At 36.7% G+C, this 16,047-nt stretch carries 10 protein-coding genes and 1 riboswitch; of the genes, 4 read left to right on the forward strand and 6 right to left on the reverse strand.

Annotation, left to right across the window (positions count from 1 at the left end):
• Window positions 1-148 precede the first annotated feature (148 nt).
• A complete protein-coding gene (locus tag B9Y84_RS00250) occupies window positions 149-2,509 on the forward strand; it encodes a TonB-dependent receptor (RefSeq protein WP_085515085.1) in 2,361 nt (786 codons plus the stop codon).
• Window positions 2,510-2,591: 82 nt separating this feature from the next.
• Here B9Y84_RS00250 and ald read toward each other — a convergent pair whose 3' ends face one another.
• Window positions 2,592-3,725: an alanine dehydrogenase gene (gene ald / locus B9Y84_RS00255; RefSeq protein ID WP_085515086.1), complete on the reverse strand. Its 1,134-nt coding sequence runs from the start codon at window positions 3,723-3,725 to the stop codon at window positions 2,592-2,594.
• Window positions 3,726-4,054: 329 nt separating this feature from the next.
• Here ald and B9Y84_RS00260 point away from each other — a divergent pair, with 329 nt between their 5' ends.
• Window positions 4,055-6,469, forward strand: a complete 2,415-nt coding sequence (locus B9Y84_RS00260) for an alpha-ketoacid dehydrogenase subunit alpha/beta (RefSeq protein WP_085515087.1) — start codon at window positions 4,055-4,057, stop codon at window positions 6,467-6,469.
• A gap of 386 nt (window positions 6,470-6,855) precedes the next feature.
• On the opposite strand, the gene metF is transcribed toward B9Y84_RS00260, so the two are convergent.
• The 5 genes from metF to B9Y84_RS20485 form a co-directional block, all read right to left on the reverse strand.
• The gene (gene metF, locus B9Y84_RS00265; RefSeq protein WP_085515088.1) at window positions 6,856-7,809 is read right to left on the reverse strand and encodes a methylenetetrahydrofolate reductase [NAD(P)H]; all 954 of its coding nucleotides are present in this window, start codon (window positions 7,807-7,809) and stop codon (window positions 6,856-6,858) included.
• A 72-nt stretch (window positions 7,810-7,881) separates the two neighbouring features.
• Entirely contained in the window at window positions 7,882-11,997 is a 4,116-nt protein-coding gene (gene metH / locus B9Y84_RS00270; RefSeq protein ID WP_085516006.1) for a methionine synthase, read from the reverse strand.
• A 49-nt stretch (window positions 11,998-12,046) separates the two neighbouring features.
• Window positions 12,047-12,166: riboswitch (SAM riboswitch) on the reverse strand.
• 291 nt (window positions 12,167-12,457) lie between these two features.
• A complete protein-coding gene (locus B9Y84_RS00275) occupies window positions 12,458-13,165 on the reverse strand; it encodes a DUF3307 domain-containing protein (protein ID WP_085515089.1) in 708 nt (235 codons plus the stop codon).
• A complete protein-coding gene (locus B9Y84_RS00280) occupies window positions 13,162-13,797 on the reverse strand; it encodes a SatD family protein (protein WP_245830796.1) in 636 nt (211 codons plus the stop codon). The genes B9Y84_RS00275 and B9Y84_RS00280 overlap by 4 nt, the downstream gene beginning before the upstream one ends.
• 144 nt (window positions 13,798-13,941) lie before the next feature.
• Window positions 13,942-14,097: a hypothetical protein gene (locus B9Y84_RS20485; RefSeq protein ID WP_176223669.1), complete on the reverse strand. Its 156-nt coding sequence runs from the start codon at window positions 14,095-14,097 to the stop codon at window positions 13,942-13,944.
• A 112-nt stretch (window positions 14,098-14,209) separates the two neighbouring features.
• Between B9Y84_RS20485 and B9Y84_RS00285 the strand changes: the two genes are divergently transcribed.
• Both B9Y84_RS00285 and B9Y84_RS00290 read left to right on the forward strand, forming a co-directional pair.
• Window positions 14,210-15,418 (forward strand): hypothetical protein, encoded by a 1,209-nt coding sequence (locus B9Y84_RS00285; RefSeq protein ID WP_085515091.1) that lies wholly within the window; start codon window positions 14,210-14,212, stop codon window positions 15,416-15,418.
• Window positions 15,419-15,517: 99 nt separating this feature from the next.
• A complete protein-coding gene (locus tag B9Y84_RS00290; protein WP_085515092.1) occupies window positions 15,518-16,045 on the forward strand; it encodes a DUF2975 domain-containing protein in 528 nt (175 codons plus the stop codon).
• Window positions 16,046-16,047: the final 2 nt, after the last annotated feature.

Here is a 16,047-nt window from a genome sequence, read left to right on the forward strand (position 1 = left end):
CAAAACGTTTAAAATGAATGAGTTGGTAGCGATTAGTTTTGTCCTTTTCATGTTGATCTAGATTAACGTTTTGAAGGAAAAGTGGCTTCTATTTAAACTTTTACACTTCTATGCAGTTCAATTTTATGTACCGACATAGAAAAATCTAATGAAGTATATCTTAATTTTAGTATTATCCTTATTATCAATAAATTCAGTTTTTTGTCAAAATGCAATAGTAGAAGGAGTGGTGTCAGATCCAGATTCCGGCAAAGTCATTCCATTTGCTCAGGTTGCTTTTTATCAAGAAAATTCAAATGCTCCTATTACAGGTGCTACTACGGCAGAAGATGGGAGTTTCAGTATTCCAATAGAGCCAGGGGATTATAAATTGGTTGTCTCTTTTGTGGGTTATCAAGATTTCGAAAAGCAAGTCACCATCGCTGACAGCGGTTTGGATGTTGGTGAAATAAGTCTTAATGTGGAGGAAGAAATAATGGAAGAGGTTGTGGTGAAAGGAAATGAAAGAAAAACTCCAGTCCTAGCTACTATGGAAGGCATGACGATAAAACCCGATCAAACGATTGCCAATGTAGGAGGAAGTTTATTAGATATTTTACGAAATACGCCCTCTGTGAATGTATCTGATGATGGAAGTGTCTCTTTAAGGGGTAGTGGGAGTACTAATATACTTATTGACGGTCGCAATTCGGCTTTGGCTACTGATTTAGAACAGATACCTGCCAGTGCGATTGAGGAAGTCGAAATTATCAACAACCCAAATGCAAAATATGATGCTTCTTCTGATGGGGGAGTCATTAATATTAAGCTTAAAAGAGGAGAAGATTTAGGAACCACCGCAAGGGCAGAACTCACTGTGGGTACTAGAATGCGTACCAATGCCAATGTGAATTTATCCAGACGGACCACAAAATTTGCTGTCTATGGGGGATATAGTTTTAGACAATGGCCTAGAGTAGGCAGTAGAGAAACAGAGCGAAGAAGTACATTTAATGATGAAAATGAATTGTTTCGACAGGAGCAGAGCAGTAGAAATGAAGATAGAGAACACACCATCAATTACGGTGGGGATTACTTCTGGGGACAAAATAAGTTGAGTTTTGAAGGTGTTTTTAATACGGAAGATGAGAATGATTTTCAATCGAGCAGTGCCTTTATACAAAACTTAGATACAGATGAGTTTTTGACTAGGTATGTTAGAAACAATACTGAAACTGAGAAAAATTATACTTATGATAATGCCATCATCTATGAAAGAGATTTTGATGATAAAGAGAAATTCTTCAGGGCTTTAGCAAGTGTTTCCATTAGAGATCAGGTAGAAGATCAGAATATAGCCATCTATAATAATAGATTAATTGCAGAAGGCAATCCCAATAGAACAGAAGGAAGTACTACTGATGAGTTTAGGAATACTTCGGTAATTCAAATTGATTATGCGACTCCTGTCTTAGGTGGATTATTAGAGACAGGTTATAAGTCAATTTTCCGAAAGTTTGATAATGATTATATTTACGGATTGGTCGAAAATACAGGTGAAATCAGTCCTTACGACAGTATTAGCAATCGATTTGTTTATCAGGATCAAATTCATGCTTTGTATGGTATTTATTCTGACAGCCTTCCAAATTTCAATTATGCAGTGGGTTTAAGAGCTGAGCAAACCATTTTAGAAAACGAGTTATCTAATGTTAATACATCTTTAGTAGATGAAGAAGATATTTCTAATAGTCAGCAATATTTAAATTTCTTTCCTAGTGTACAACTAGCCTATCATTTAAATACCAATAACACTCTAAAAGCTACTTATTCCCGAAGAATTGATCGTCCTAGGGCTTGGCGTTTGAACCCCTTTCCAGATTTTGCTGATTCTCTGAATGTAAGGGTAGGGGAACCTAATTTGCAGCCAGAATATATCAATTCCTTTGAAATAGGTCATATGTATCAAAATGGAGGTTTCACTTTAACAACTAATGCATTTTATAGAAGAATTAATAATCAAGTAGATTGGATTGTCCGGGTAGAAGATGGGATTTCATATCGAGGTCCTCAAAACTTGAATACTGGCCAGTTTTACGGACTAGAATTCATAAATACTACTGATATTACCAATTGGTGGAATTTAAACGCAAGTTATTCAATTTTTCAATCTGTAATAGACGGTACTAATATTGGAGCCGAAGAGCCGAATAGAGGAGTTTCTTGGTATGCAAAGGTAACGACAGATTTTAGTTTGCCATTTGGCATCAATCTACAATTTACCGGTAATTATTTTGCTCCTGAGATTGAAGCTCAAGGGCGAGACTTAGCTCGCTATTACATTGATGGAAGTTTGCAGAGATACTTCTTTAATAAGCAATTAACATTAAGTGCAAGTTTTAGGGATTTGTTCGATACTCGTAATTTCAGAGGACAGAACTTTGGTCCTGGTTTTGAGCAAACTTTTACAAGAAAAAGAGAAACCCAAATAATGTTATTCACGGCTTCTTATAATTTCAAGGCTGATTAAGTAGCATCAATTTAAGGAAGATAAAAAAATCCCAACTTAAATATAAGTTGGGATTTTTTTATAATTGACTATTTGAGAGTATTTAAACTTTATCCCAAACGTTACCTAAATATTTCTCAAAAGGGACGTGTTTCAAATTATATGCATCTGCTACAGCATCATAAACTACATCACCTTTTATCACATTTAACCCTAAAGCTAAATCTCTGTTTTCTTGACAAGCTTTTACCCAACCCTTATCAGCTAATTGAATTGCGTAAGGAAGCGTTGCGTTGGTTAAGGCCAAAGTCGAAGTGTAAGGCACAGCTCCTGGCATATTGGCAACACAATAATGAACTACATCATCAATAATATAAGTTGGATCTTGGTGTGTTGTTGGTTTACAAGTTTCAATACATCCGCCTTGATCTACTGCAACGTCAACAAGAACAGTTCCTGGTCTCATTTCTTTTAACATATCACGCGTAATCAAGTGTGGTGCTTTTCCACCTGGAATTAAAACTGCTCCAATGATTAAATCAACTCTATGCAACATCTCACGAATGTTGTATTCGTTTGACATAAAAGTGTTAACATTAGCAGGCATTACATCATCCAAATAACGTAAACGCTGTAGGTTTACATCCATGATCGTAACATCAGCGCCCATACCGGCAGCCATTTTAGCAGCATTTGTTCCCACAACACCACCGCCCATAATCATAACTTTCGCTGGACGAACACCAGGTACACCACCTAATAGGATACCTCTACCTTTCAATGGCTTTTCTAAGTATTTAGCGCCTTCTTGAATGGACATTCTTCCTGCTACTTCTGACATTGGCACCAAAAGGGGTAAACTTCTATCTGGCTTTTCTACAGTTTCATAAGCTAAACAGATAGACTTATTTTTGATCATTGCCTTAGTCAATCCTTCATAGGCTGCGAAATGGAAATAAGTAAATACCAACTGATCTTCCTTGATCAATTCGTATTCTTCTTCAATAGGCTCCTTCACCTTCATTATCATCTCAGCTTTCGCATAAGTGCTTTGAATGTCAGGTAAAATTTGAGCACCTGATTCTACATAATCTTCGTCTAGAAAACCGCTGCCTTCTCCTGCAGTAGCCTGTACAAATACTTGGTGGCCTCTTTTGACCAATTCCTGTGTACCGGCCGGTGTCAAGGCGACACGGTTCTCGTTGTTTTTGATTTCTTTTGGTACCCCAATGATCATAACGCAATAATTTTAATGTTTCCGAATGGGCGCAAATATAAAGTAAACAATAGAATTTTCAGTCTAAGCCAGTAGTTTTTTCCGACACTTTATACGATAATTTCAAAATCAAATTAATATTTTATTTTGAATAGGTATAGTTAGTGTTTGTTTGGTGGAATATTATTTTGACAGAATGAAAAAAGCTAAAAATATAAACTGACTTACGCTTTCCAAACGCTTGTTAGGCTCAACTGTTGAATTAGGATTTGAAAGCCTCATCATTTTGGTTATTTTTGTTGAACTTACTGTAAAGTGGGTGCGTACTTAATTTATAAAACACTTAGCTGATGACAACCACCAAAAGCAAAAAAGATATAAAATCTAAGATCTCAAAAGAAGAAGTATTAAATGACTTTCGTTTAGGATGGGAGAGCAGGCATGCTAGTCTAATGGGCCGAAAAGAGGTTTTTATGGGCAAAGCGAAATTCGGGATCTTTGGTGACGGTAAGGAGTTAGCCCAGTTAGCAATGGCAAAATCTTTTCAAAATGGAGATTTTCGTTCTGGTTATTATCGTGACCAAACCTTTATGTTTGCTATTGGCGAGTTAAGTATTCAGGGGTATTTTGCTCAGCTATATGCTCATACCGATGTAAATGCTGATCCTGCCTCTGCTGGTCGTTTAATGAATGGCCACTTTGCAACGAGAATGCTGGATGAAGCAGGTAAATATACCAAGCTTACAGATAGTAAAAATAGTTCTTCTGATGTTTCACCGACTGCAGCACAAATGCCTAGGTTAGTGGGTTTAGCTTTTGCTTCTAAGCTATTCAGAGAAAATAAGGAGTTAAATAAGAAGGAATTTGAACAATATTCCATTAATGGAAATGAAGTGGCATTTGGTACTATAGGAAATGCATCCACTTCTGAAGGGATGTTCTATGAGTCTATCAATGCTGCTGGAGTTTTGCAAATCCCTATGTTGGTTTCCATTTGGGATGATCATTACGGGATCAGTGTACCTCAGGAATTCCATACGACTAAAGGAAGTATATCAGAGGTTTTAGCAGGTTTCCAAAGATCGAAAGATAAAAAAGGATATGAGATCTTAACCGTGAGAGGTTGGGATTATGAGGCACTTATTGCTACTTACGAAAAGGCTGCCAAAGTATCTCGTGAGGAACATGTTCCTTCAATGGTCCACGTTTTAGAAATGACTCAGCCACAAGGGCACTCTACTTCCGGTTCTCACGAACGATATAAGTCTACAGAGAGATTGGAATGGGAAGCAGAATATGACTGCCTAAACCAGTTTAGAAAATATATCATAAAGGAAAAAATTGCTACTGCTGAAGAGCTAGATGAGATTGAAAATAACGCTAAGAAAACGGCTAAAGACGCAAAAGATGCCGCGTGGAAAGCTTTTATTGGCGAAATTAAGGATCAACAAAAAGAGGCTTTAGGTTTACTGAATAATTTAGCTGAAGAATCAGGTAAAACTGAAATTGCAGAAATTGCTGCAGAGTTAAAGTCAGCAATGAATCCTTTAAGGCTTGACAATGTAAAAGCCGTTAAAAAGTCCTTGAGATTAGTTATTAACCAGGAAGGTGATGCTAAAGATAAGGTCGTGAATTGGTTGAAAGCTGTGATGGAAGAAGGTCGTGATCGATTCAGCTCTCACTTATACAGTGAATCGGAAGAATCTGCGCTAAAAGTAGAAGTCATAGGCGCCAAATATTCAAATGATCCTAAAAAGGTAGATGGTAGAGAAGTTTTACAGGCTTGTTTTGATGCTGCCTTAGATAGAGACCCGAGAGTTTTTGCCTTCGGTGAAGATGTAGGTAAAATTGGGGATGTGAACCAAGCTTTTGCTGGTTTGCAAGATAAGTATGGGGATGTGAGAGTAATGGATACAGGAATTAGAGAATGTACCATAATAGGCCAGGGAATAGGAGCTGCATTAAGAGGCTTAAGACCTATAGCAGAGATTCAATATCTGGATTACTTACTTTATGCTATTCAGATTTTATCTGATGATTTAGCAAGTTTACATTATAGAACTAAAGGTGGACAAAAAGCACCATTAATTATTCGTACCAGAGGTCACCGATTAGAAGGTGTTTGGCATTCTGGATCACCAATGGGTATGATTTTAAATTCCATTAGAGGGATTTACGTTTTAGTGCCAAGAAATATGACGCAAGCGGCTGGTTTCTACAATACCATGTTGCAATCAGATGACCCAGCTTTAATTATTGAGTGTTTGAATGGCTACAGATTAAAAGAATCCTTACCGGAAAACGTAGGTGAATTTACGGTTCCTTTAGGTCAGGTGGAAACTATTAGAGAAGGATCTGATGTCACAATTGTGACTTATGGTTCTATGTGCCGAGTTGTAATAGATGCCGCTAATAACCTAGCTGACCACGGAATTTCTTGTGAAATTATAGATGTGCAATCTTTATTGCCTTTTGATCTTGATTATCAGATTGTAGAATCCATAAAGAAAACGAATAGAGTGATTTTTGCTGATGAAGATGTGCCAGGTGGTGCAACAGGTTTTATGATGCAGAAAGTACTAGAAGAGCAAAAAGCTTACAGATTTTTAGATGCCCAACCTGCTACAATTACTTCAAATGAGCATAGACCAGCTTACGCCTCAGATGGAGATTATTTCAGTAAACCACAGACAGAAGATGTTTTTGAAAGAGTGTATGCAATGATGCACGAATTTGATCCAGAGCAGTATCCAGCTTTGTACTAATATAGAAATTTAAGAGTCAACTTTTCTAAAGTTTTGAACTTTAGGAAAGTTGTTTTTTTAAAAGAGGGTTCTAATTATAATTGATTTTGCACTAAAATTCTTCGCTAATGCTTTTTATAGCATTTTATGATTTTTTTAAACAATAAAAAACCTCAAAAAATAAGGGTTTAATTAAAAAGCGAGGTTTCTTATTCCGTCTTTAGTATTTCATCACCAAATTTTCTTTTACTTTCTTTTTTCTTGACAAAAAAGAAACAAAAAGTCAAGACAAAAAGATGCTTCCACGCTTCAATCCAGCACCCTCCCCGCCTTTTTGTCCTCCATCCCGCTCTCTCCGAGCAAACTTCATTTGGTTTTGAGATATTGAGGTATTAATCAAGAGTACCCTAAAATATACCTTCCGCGATCCTATAAATAGGATCAGATTTTCCCATAGAATAGTAATGCAGACAAGGAGCACCAAATTCAATTAGCTCTTTTGATTGCTGAATGCACCATTCAATTCCTACTTCTTTAGCAGCTGCATTGTCTTTACATTTTTCTAGTTCATCCACCAAAGCATCAGGCAGGTCCAAGAAAAAGGTTCTTGGTAAGGCCGACATTTGTTTTAATGAAGTAATAGGTTTTAAGCCAGGAATAATAGGTACATCAATACCTTCAGCACGGCAAAGCTTCACAAAATCGAAATATTTTTGATTGTCAAAAAACATTTGTGTGACCACATATTCAGCACCTCTTTCTACTTTTTGCTTTAAAATTTTCAAATCAGATTTCATGCTAGGAGCTTCGAAATGCTTTTCAGGATAACCCGCGACACCAATACAAAAATCGGTAGGAGTAGCTGACTGCAATTCTTCGTCAATGTACCGACCGTTATTCATGTCTACCACTTGTTCCATCAGATCAATGGCATAAGCATGTCCGTTAGGATCGGGAACAAATTTATTTTCTGATTTTATGGGGTCTCCACGCAAAACTAAAACTGAATCTATTCCCAAGAAATCAAGGTCTATTAAGGCATTTTCGGTTTCCTCTTTACTAAAACCGCCACAAATGATATGCGGAACCGTGTCGATATCAAATCTATTTTTGATGGCCGCGCAGATCCCTACTGTTCCCGGGCGTTTTCTTGTTGTCCGCTTTTCTAGTAGGCCATTGCCCTTGTCGCGATATATATATTCTTCTCGATGATAAGTGACATCAATAAAAGGAGGTTTGAATTCCATTAGTGGTTCAATGTTCTCAAATAGAGCTTTAATATTCTGCCCTTTCAGCGGTGGTAATATTTCAAATGAGAATACGGTGTTTTTTGCGTTTGCTATATGTTCTGTTACTTTCATAAGTTAGATTTTAGATTCAAGACCCTAGAATCAAGACATGTCTATTGTCTAGGTTCTAGGGTCTATGTTCTGTTAGTAGTTTAGATTTGGTCTAAGCCATCTCTCTATCTCTTCAAATGACTGATTCTTCCGGTTTGCAATATCTTCTACCTGATCTTTCCCAATTTTTCCTAAGCCAAAATAGCGACTTTCAGGATGACCGAAATAAAAGCCGCTAACTGAGGCTGTTGGCAGCATGGCTAGGCTTTCAGTCAGTGTGATACCTGTCTTCTTTTCTACATCCAATAAGTCAAATAAAGTGATCTTTTCAGTATGGTCAGGGCAACCAGGATAGCCTGGAGCCGGTCTGATGCCTTTATATTGTTCTTTTATCAAGCTTTCGTTATCTAATGCCTCATCTTTTGCGTAGCCCCAATATTCAGTTCTGACCTTTTTATGTAGAAGTTCGGCAAATGCTTCTGCTAAACGGTCAGCCAATGCCTTTGCCATTATACTGTTATAGTCATCATGATCCGCTTCGTATTTTGCTGTTAATTTATCTAGGCCAATTCCAGTAGTCACAGCAAAACAGCCCATGTAATCGGTATAATTAGCCTCAGATGGTGCTAAGAAGTCGGAAAAAGCATAGTTCGGATTCTTTTCGCCTTTCTTGTTTTGCTGACGAAGCGTATGGAATTCCGTGAGTTTTTGTGATTTATTTGCATCCTCAAAAATCTCAATGCTATCATGATTTTTGGTGTGAGCAGGATAAAGTCCGAATATCGCATTTGCTGTTAATAGCTTTTGATCTATGATTTCCTGCAGCATTTTTTGCGCATCAGCAAAAAGTTTTCTTGCTTCTTCTCCTTTTTCAGGATCCTTCAATATTTTAGGGTATCGGCCTTTCATTTCCCACGTCTGGAAAAAAGGAGTCCAGTCAATGTATTCTGCAATTTCTTTCAAATCATAATCATGCAGTACCTCACTTCCGATTTTCTTCGGAGTATGAGGTTGATAGTTCTCCCATTCAATTTGATATTTATTTGCCCTTGCTTCTTCTATGCTAACATAATTCTTCGCTTCACCTCTTTTACCATGACCTGCTTTTGCTTCTGCATATTCTCTTTCGATTTCTTTATAAAATTCTTCTTTATCCTTACCCAATAGCTTTCCAGCAACTGTCACAGACCTGGAAGCATCATTTACATGAATTACTGGCCCGCTGTAATTCGGTTTGATTTTCACTGCTGTATGAATTCGGGAAGTAGTAGCCCCACCAATCATAACAGGTGTTTTTAAGCCCCTTTTTTCCATCTCTTCTACAACATAAATCATTTCGTCCAATGAAGGTGTAATCAATCCGCTCATGCCAATAATGTCGACTTCATGCTTTTCCGCTTCCTCCAATATTTTTTGAAGCGGCACCATCACGCCTAAATCGATAATTTCATAGTTATTACAGGCTAAAACTACAGAAACGATGTTTTTGCCTATGTCGTGGACATCACCTTTTACTGTAGCCATTAATATTTTTCCTTTGCCAGATCGCTCTTGTACAGGTTCTTCCGCCCCCAAAGGCCCCCCAGCCCCCAAAGGGGGAGTGCTGAGTGCTTCTAGGATTTTTTTTAGGACAATATCTAACTGGGTTATTACTTCAGAATTGGTAAAACGGAGTACTTTATAGCCTTGTTCCTCTAGCCATTTTGTTCTTTCTTCATCATTGGCTTTATTTTCAGGTAATTGATGAATGAGTCCATCTACTTCTATTATTAGATTTTCTTTTAAATAAAGAAAATCAGCGATATAGCCTCCAATTATGTGTTGTCTTCTAAACTTATATCCTTCAACTTGTTTTCCTTTTAATGCATCCCATAGGACTATTTCGGCATGAGTAGGATGATCATGCCTCATTTGTTTTGCAAAATCTTTCATCAAACCATAAAGTATCGGGTCAGCAGTCTGCCAGTGCTGAGCCTGTGCCACCTTTGGGGGATAGGGGGCTTTGGTGCTGTTTTTTTTCTTTTCGGCTTCAATATAGGGGAGTAGGATAGCCACTGCCTTCTTCATCACTCTAGCACTCTTCACCACTTGTGGTAGAAACATTTTTCCTGATCCAAATAAATCACCCACCACATTCATTCCGTCCATTAGTGGCCCTTCGATTACATCAAGAGGTCGTTCTGCTTGAAGTCTGCTTTCTTCCGTATCCTCTTCTATATATTCTGTAATCCCTTTTATTAAAGCGTGTTCGAGACGTTTGTTTACTGGCTGATTTCTCCATTCCTGTGTGGCCTTTTCTGCTTTTTCTCCTGGTTTAAGATTTTCAGCATAGGCCATTAATCGTTCAGTTGCATCAGGTCTTTTGTTGAATAATAGATCTTCAACATAATCAAGCAGTTCTTTGTCGACTTCATCGTAAACTTCTAGCATGCCCGGGTTTACAATTCCCATATCCAGACCAGCTTTAATAGCATGATATAGGAAAGCCGAATGCATGGCTTCTCTTACTACATTATTTCCTCTAAAAGAAAAGGAAATATTACTGACCCCGCCACTGGTTTTAGCGTAAGGGAGGTTTTCCTTTATCCATTGGACCGCATTGATGAAGTCAACCGCATAATTATTATGCTCTTCCATTCCTGTACCCACCGTGAGTATATTAGGGTCGAAAATAATGTCTTCAGCTGGGAATTCAGCTTCATTCACCAATAGATCATAACACCGTTTACATACCTCGATTTTTCTATCAAAGGTATCGGCTTGACCTGTTTCGTCAAAAGCCATGACCACCACTGAGGCTCCATAATTTTTAATCTTTTTGGCTTTGGCAATGAAATCTTCTTCACCTTCCTTTAAACTGATGGAATTTACAATTCCTTTGCCTTGCATGCACTTTAGGCCTGCTTCAATCACCTCCCATTTGGATGAATCGATCATGAAGGGGAGTCTTGCGATGTCTGGTTCTGAAGCAATGAGGTTCACAAAGTCAGGTAGAACGGTAACAGCATCTAACATGCCGTCATCCATATTGATATCGATGATTTGAGCTCCTCCTTCTACCTGATCTACAGCAATAGCAACTGCTTCTTCGAATTTCTCTTCTCGAATAAGTCTGGCAAATTTTTTCGAACCTGATACATTGGTTCTTTCGCCTATATTTACAAAATTCAGTTCGGGAGTGATGCTTAAAGGCTCTAATCCACTTAATCTCATTAATTTCTTTTGAGGAGCAATTTTATGAGGCTGAGATTTGACAGCGTATTCAGCAATGGCTTTAATATGTTCCGGCTGAGTACCACAGCAACCGCCAATAATATTGACTAAACCTTCATCAAAGTAGCTTTTGATTATTCCGCTCATTTGACTGGGTGTTTCATCATATTCACCGAATTCATTCGGTAAACCAGCGTTTGGATGACAAGAAATAGGGACATCCGAAATTCTAGCTAATTGTTGTAAATACACTTTTAACTGATCGGCACCTAAAGCACAATTAAAACCTACGCTGAGTATTGGGAAATGGCGAATACTGTTCCAGAATGCTTCAACCGTTTGCCCGGAAAGTGTTCTGCCGCTGGCATCAGTAATGGTTCCAGAAACCATAACCGGAATATCAATGCTTTTTTCATCTTTCAATTCTTGAATAGCCATCAATGCGGCTTTACAATTCAGGGTGTCAAAAACGGTTTCTACCAAAAATAAATCGACACCACCCACAGCTAAAGCTTCCGCTTGTTGTTTATAAGCTATTTTTAATTCATCAAATGAAGTCGCTCTGAATCCGGGGCGATTTACATCTGGTGATAAGGAAGCAGTTCTATTGGTCGGGCCGATTGAGCCGGCTACAAATCTAGGTTTATCAGAATATTCTTCCGTTACTTTCCGGGCAATTCTGGCTGATTGCTCGTTGAGTTCCCAAACCAAATCTTGCATATCATAGTCAGCCATTGCAATGGTCGTGCCACTGAAAGTGTTCGTTTCTATGATATCTGCCCCTGCATCGAGATAAGCTCTGTGAATATCTTCAATGATTTTAGGCTGGGTTAAGGACAAGAGATCATTATTCCCTTTCAAATCTGATGGATAATCCGCAAAACGTTCCCCACGGTAATCGGCTTCTGTGAGTTTATAGTTTTGAATCATAGTGCCCATAGCACCATCTAATACTAAGATTCTGTCTTTTAAAATATCTTTTGAAAATCGACTCATTCTGAATATTTCTTTATTTGTATCCAGAAAGTGCCGTGAGGAAGGCTGTTTCTTATCTTTACCAGACTATTTGTCCGGATGGGAGTTAGCACCTTTTCCTTTGGCAAATGCATTGGAAGGGTTGCTAAGACTTCAAAGGGCCCAATCCCTCAGTCTTTCTGGATAAGTATTCCAAAGTAAAGCATAAAAACCCAAATGGTAAAATGAAAGTTCAAAATTTTACAGTAGTAATTTTTTCTCTAGATAAGGAATAAATTTTAATATGCTTATTTACACTATGGGTGAAAGTGAAAATACCTTCGAAAGAGAGGACCGCTATGCAGTGAATGCCGGTAGGAAGTTTTTAAGTTGGTAAGAACGCAGCTTTTTTGTGCTTGCACTATTTCAATTATAGTGGAGTATTTGCTTTCTATTGATCATTTGAAATTAGTATGTTTTTGGTGACCGTTGGTATTCAATGTTAGCTAAAGGTGATGTATGCTAGTCCTATCAAAATAGCGAATCCAAAACTTAGTAGCGTACCAATAAGGATGTATTCAGTTAGTTTTCGATCTTTTGCTCTGGATAAATCTCCGAAGCGAAAAACAGATTTAGCAGCAATTAAGAAACCTATTGCTTGAAATTCTTCTATGAGAATAAAAGTAAAAACAAGTAGCCGTTCTAGCATTCCGATGTACTTGCCGGCTTTAGATAAAGAATCTTGATCTGAATCTTCCTTCAAATCCCATCTTGACATGATGATTTTCATCAGGACAGCTAGTCCGGAGGTTAGGATAATGATACTTAAAAAGAAGAAGTAAAGCTTGTCAGAAAGCTGAAAATTCAAGTTGACTTTTTTAGGAAAATAATATACTGCTAGTCCTAAAACAATTGATAAATGTGCCAATTGATCTAGTGAAAATAATAGCCGTTTGTTAATCTTTTTTTCTAGATTAGTTTTAATGAGATCAATTAGGTAATGACTAGTAGGAATAATTATAAATGCTAGTATGAATTCATTGCTTAATCGAAATAATACTAATAGTAATCCTGCATGGATAATAATGTGGAAGTACAGATATTTTGATTTAGCTTTTTTTAGTTGTTTGTCTTGAATCCATCGGTCTGGTTGAAATACAAAATCACCCAATATATGAGCAATTAAAGCTTTTAAGAGAAATGTTATCATAATAGTTGGGTTTGTTGTTCGAAGTATTTTATAAGTCGGTTTAACTCTTCAAAGCCTGCTCTTTTCAAAGCTACGCTGATATTACTTTGCTTTTTATTTAAAATCTTCGCTATTTCTTTCTGTGTTTTCTCTGGGTTTTCAAATACTGTTTTGATGATAGTTGCTTCCGTTTGAGTCCAATTATTTGCCGTTAGCATGGAGAGAGCGATCATCAAATTAAGCGGTTTGTCCCAGTCTGCATAGGGAGATTTAATTTGGAGGGTTTCTTTTTTAAGATTTTCGAAACAATTGCCTGAATTCTGATAAGCTTCTCCATTTGCTTCGCTTATGGACACTGATTGATGTGATACATCCCCGATTCCTATTGCCATTCGTACATCCTTATTTTTGATTTGCTTAATCGATGCTTTGATGTGAAATACGGAATACAATGCCTGATCAACAGCTAATTTAATTTGAAAGCTATCACCTCTAAATATTTCCCATTCTGCTGGTGACTGACCATATTGATTTAAAACTAGTTTGAGCTCAGTTAGCCAGTCTTGATTTCTGTTTGCTGAGGACTTAATGATGTCTCCTGTTACTACTGCAATCATAGGTGCAAATATACTAAAATATATGACATTATACATATAATACTATTTATATGTATTTGAGCATATATTTATAAATATATGATTTAAGTAATATAATTTCTAGATCTTAAGTCTAAAGTTTTCCAGTGAATTGTAGTAAAATTTGTTTTTTGAAGATCTTAAAAAAATACTATGACAAGGCTATCTCTTACTATCCTCTACTGTAACCTCATTAAGTTTTATAATATCAGTATTTGAATTTGCAGCTTGATCTAAGTCGATATAATAGAAGCAAATATCTCCCTCTTCGTCTTTTTCTCGGTAAAATGCTCTTGATTTATTGAGTTTGTTCTCCATTATAGCGGGTGAAAAGCGATATAATTATAAGGAATACATTTCCGTGTATAGGCAATAAGTTAGTTTTTCATCAGTTAAACTATTAATTCAATTTGAACTATAACCTTAAGGTATGCAAGATATTATTAAAAGAGTAGAAAAAATAGGAGCAAGGTACTCAAATTTTAAGTTTATAGTTTTTCTGGTTCTTTTCTTGATTTCGACAAATTTATTCGCTCAATACTATTCCAAGCAATCAAACATTCATATTTCTGCTTTTCCTGGTTTTAGTAATCATTCTGTGGATGAAATTTCCAATCATTACAAATTATCCTTGAACTTGACCTCAGGTATTACAGGAAGCGTTAGTGGGATAGAGTTGGGTTTGATTTCAAATTACAATTATGAAAAATTCCAGGGTATTCAATTGGCTGGTTTGGTTAATATATCGGGAATCAATAATAGAATTAATCCGAAAGAAAAGTTAGAAGAGACTTTTAAAGGTTTTCAATTTGCTGCAATAAGCAACAAAACTTTCGGAAATGGAGCAGGTGTTCAGATTTCGACTTTTAATACTGCAGTATCAGGTTTTAACGGGCTTCAGATAGCTTTTTTAACCAACAAAGCTAGAAATATAGCTGGATCCCAGATAGCTGGCTTAATCAATTCCTCCACGCTGGGTATGGTTGGTTTTCAAATTGCGCCTTTACTCAACTATTCTGATGGGCAGACCAATGGACTACAATTGGGCCTATTTAACTATGCGAGAACGGCAGGATTTGGTCATGAGCTCAGTAGTTTGTTTAGTGACACATGGCAAATCGGTCTAATTAATTTCAGTAAAGTAAATAACGGGAATCAGATCGGTTTGATTAATATTAGTGGGAATAATGAGGGGGTGCCTTTGGGTATCATTAATGTAGATGCCAGTAGAGGTCATCTCAGTTATAGGGCTACTGATTTATATCTACTCAATATTGCTGCAGCAGCTGGCAGTCGCTTCTTTAGTAACCTACTCCAGTTTGGCTATAATTGTTCCATAAACGGATTACCGGTTTGGGGAATTGCCTATGGACTGGAAAAGGAATGGAGTAACCCAGAAAACTCCAAATTTCTTTCAATGAGTGCTTCCTTGTGGCAACAAAAAGTGAAAGATTTAAAGCTGTTAAAAGGACCAAAAATATTGAGATCTGAATTAATATATGGTTTTAAAATAACTAAACGTAGGGAATTAGAGCTGGGGGTAGCAATCAATTACCAATTAACTAAAGTAGAAAACCAAGAACCTTCCTTGTTAACAATTGGGAATTTCTTTCCAGGCTTGATAGTGGGTATTCAGTAGATAATTGCCATTTGACTTATAATTCTTTAAAAAAAACGGTAATAAATTATTGAAAAACAATAATTATATATATAATTGCAATAACAAATTAGAATTGTAATGAATAATAATCTTTTAAAATACGCAGTGGTTCTTTCGAGGTTAATGCAAATAGGCTATGGCTTACTGATAGTGTTATTTGTATATTTGCTTTTAAAGCCAATATTTAGTTGGCCCCTACCAGCTGATTTAACTACTGATGGAAATAGTATGCTCTTAATAGTGGAATTTACTTCTTTTCAAGAAATTTTAGCAAGCGACTTCAATACTATCTTTTTTGCGGCTAGGGCAATTATTTTGTTGTCTCTATTTATAATAGGGTTACAGTCTTTGATTAAAATTATAAAGTCTATTGAAAGCTTATCAACTTTTAAATTAGACTCAATTATATATTTTAAAAGGATTGGTTTAGTAATGCTGTTGAGTTTTGTTTTATCATGCTTTGACTTAAGTTACCTCGATCACAGCCTTTCCATTTCCTTTTCTCTAGAACTTCAATACCTACTTTTTGCATTTATCGCCTACACAATGGCAGAAGTTTTTAAAGAAGGAAATAGCCTATTGGAAGAAAATCAGTTAACCATTTAAAC

This window comes from Marivirga sericea, assembly GCF_900177665.1.
Classification (GTDB): Bacteria; Bacteroidota; Bacteroidia; order Cytophagales; family Cyclobacteriaceae; genus Marivirga; species Marivirga sericea.

Bases quoted from the DNA above. Each gene is read 5' to 3' on its own strand.
- ald (WP_085515086.1), bottom strand. From the start codon at position 3,725: ATGATCATTGGGGTACCAAAAGAAATCAAAAACAACGAGAACCGTGTC.
- B9Y84_RS00280 (WP_245830796.1), bottom strand. From the start codon at position 13,797: ATGTATAATGTCATATATTTTAGTATATTTGCACCTATGATTGCAGTA.
- B9Y84_RS00275 (WP_085515089.1), bottom strand. From the start codon at position 13,165: ATGATAACATTTCTCTTAAAAGCTTTAATTGCTCATATATTGGGTGAT.
- B9Y84_RS00285 (WP_085515091.1), top strand. From the start codon at position 14,210: ATGCAAGATATTATTAAAAGAGTAGAAAAAATAGGAGCAAGGTACTCA.
- B9Y84_RS00290 (WP_085515092.1), top strand. From the start codon at position 15,518: ATGAATAATAATCTTTTAAAATACGCAGTGGTTCTTTCGAGGTTAATG.
- B9Y84_RS20485 (WP_176223669.1), bottom strand. From the start codon at position 14,097: ATGGAGAACAAACTCAATAAATCAAGAGCATTTTACCGAGAAAAAGAC.
- metF (WP_085515088.1), bottom strand. From the start codon at position 7,809: ATGAAAGTAACAGAACATATAGCAAACGCAAAAAACACCGTATTCTCA.
- B9Y84_RS00250 (WP_085515085.1), top strand. From the start codon at position 149: ATGAAGTATATCTTAATTTTAGTATTATCCTTATTATCAATAAATTCA.
- B9Y84_RS00260 (WP_085515087.1), top strand. From the start codon at position 4,055: ATGACAACCACCAAAAGCAAAAAAGATATAAAATCTAAGATCTCAAAA.
- metH (WP_085516006.1), bottom strand. From the start codon at position 11,997: ATGAGTCGATTTTCAAAAGATATTTTAAAAGACAGAATCTTAGTATTA.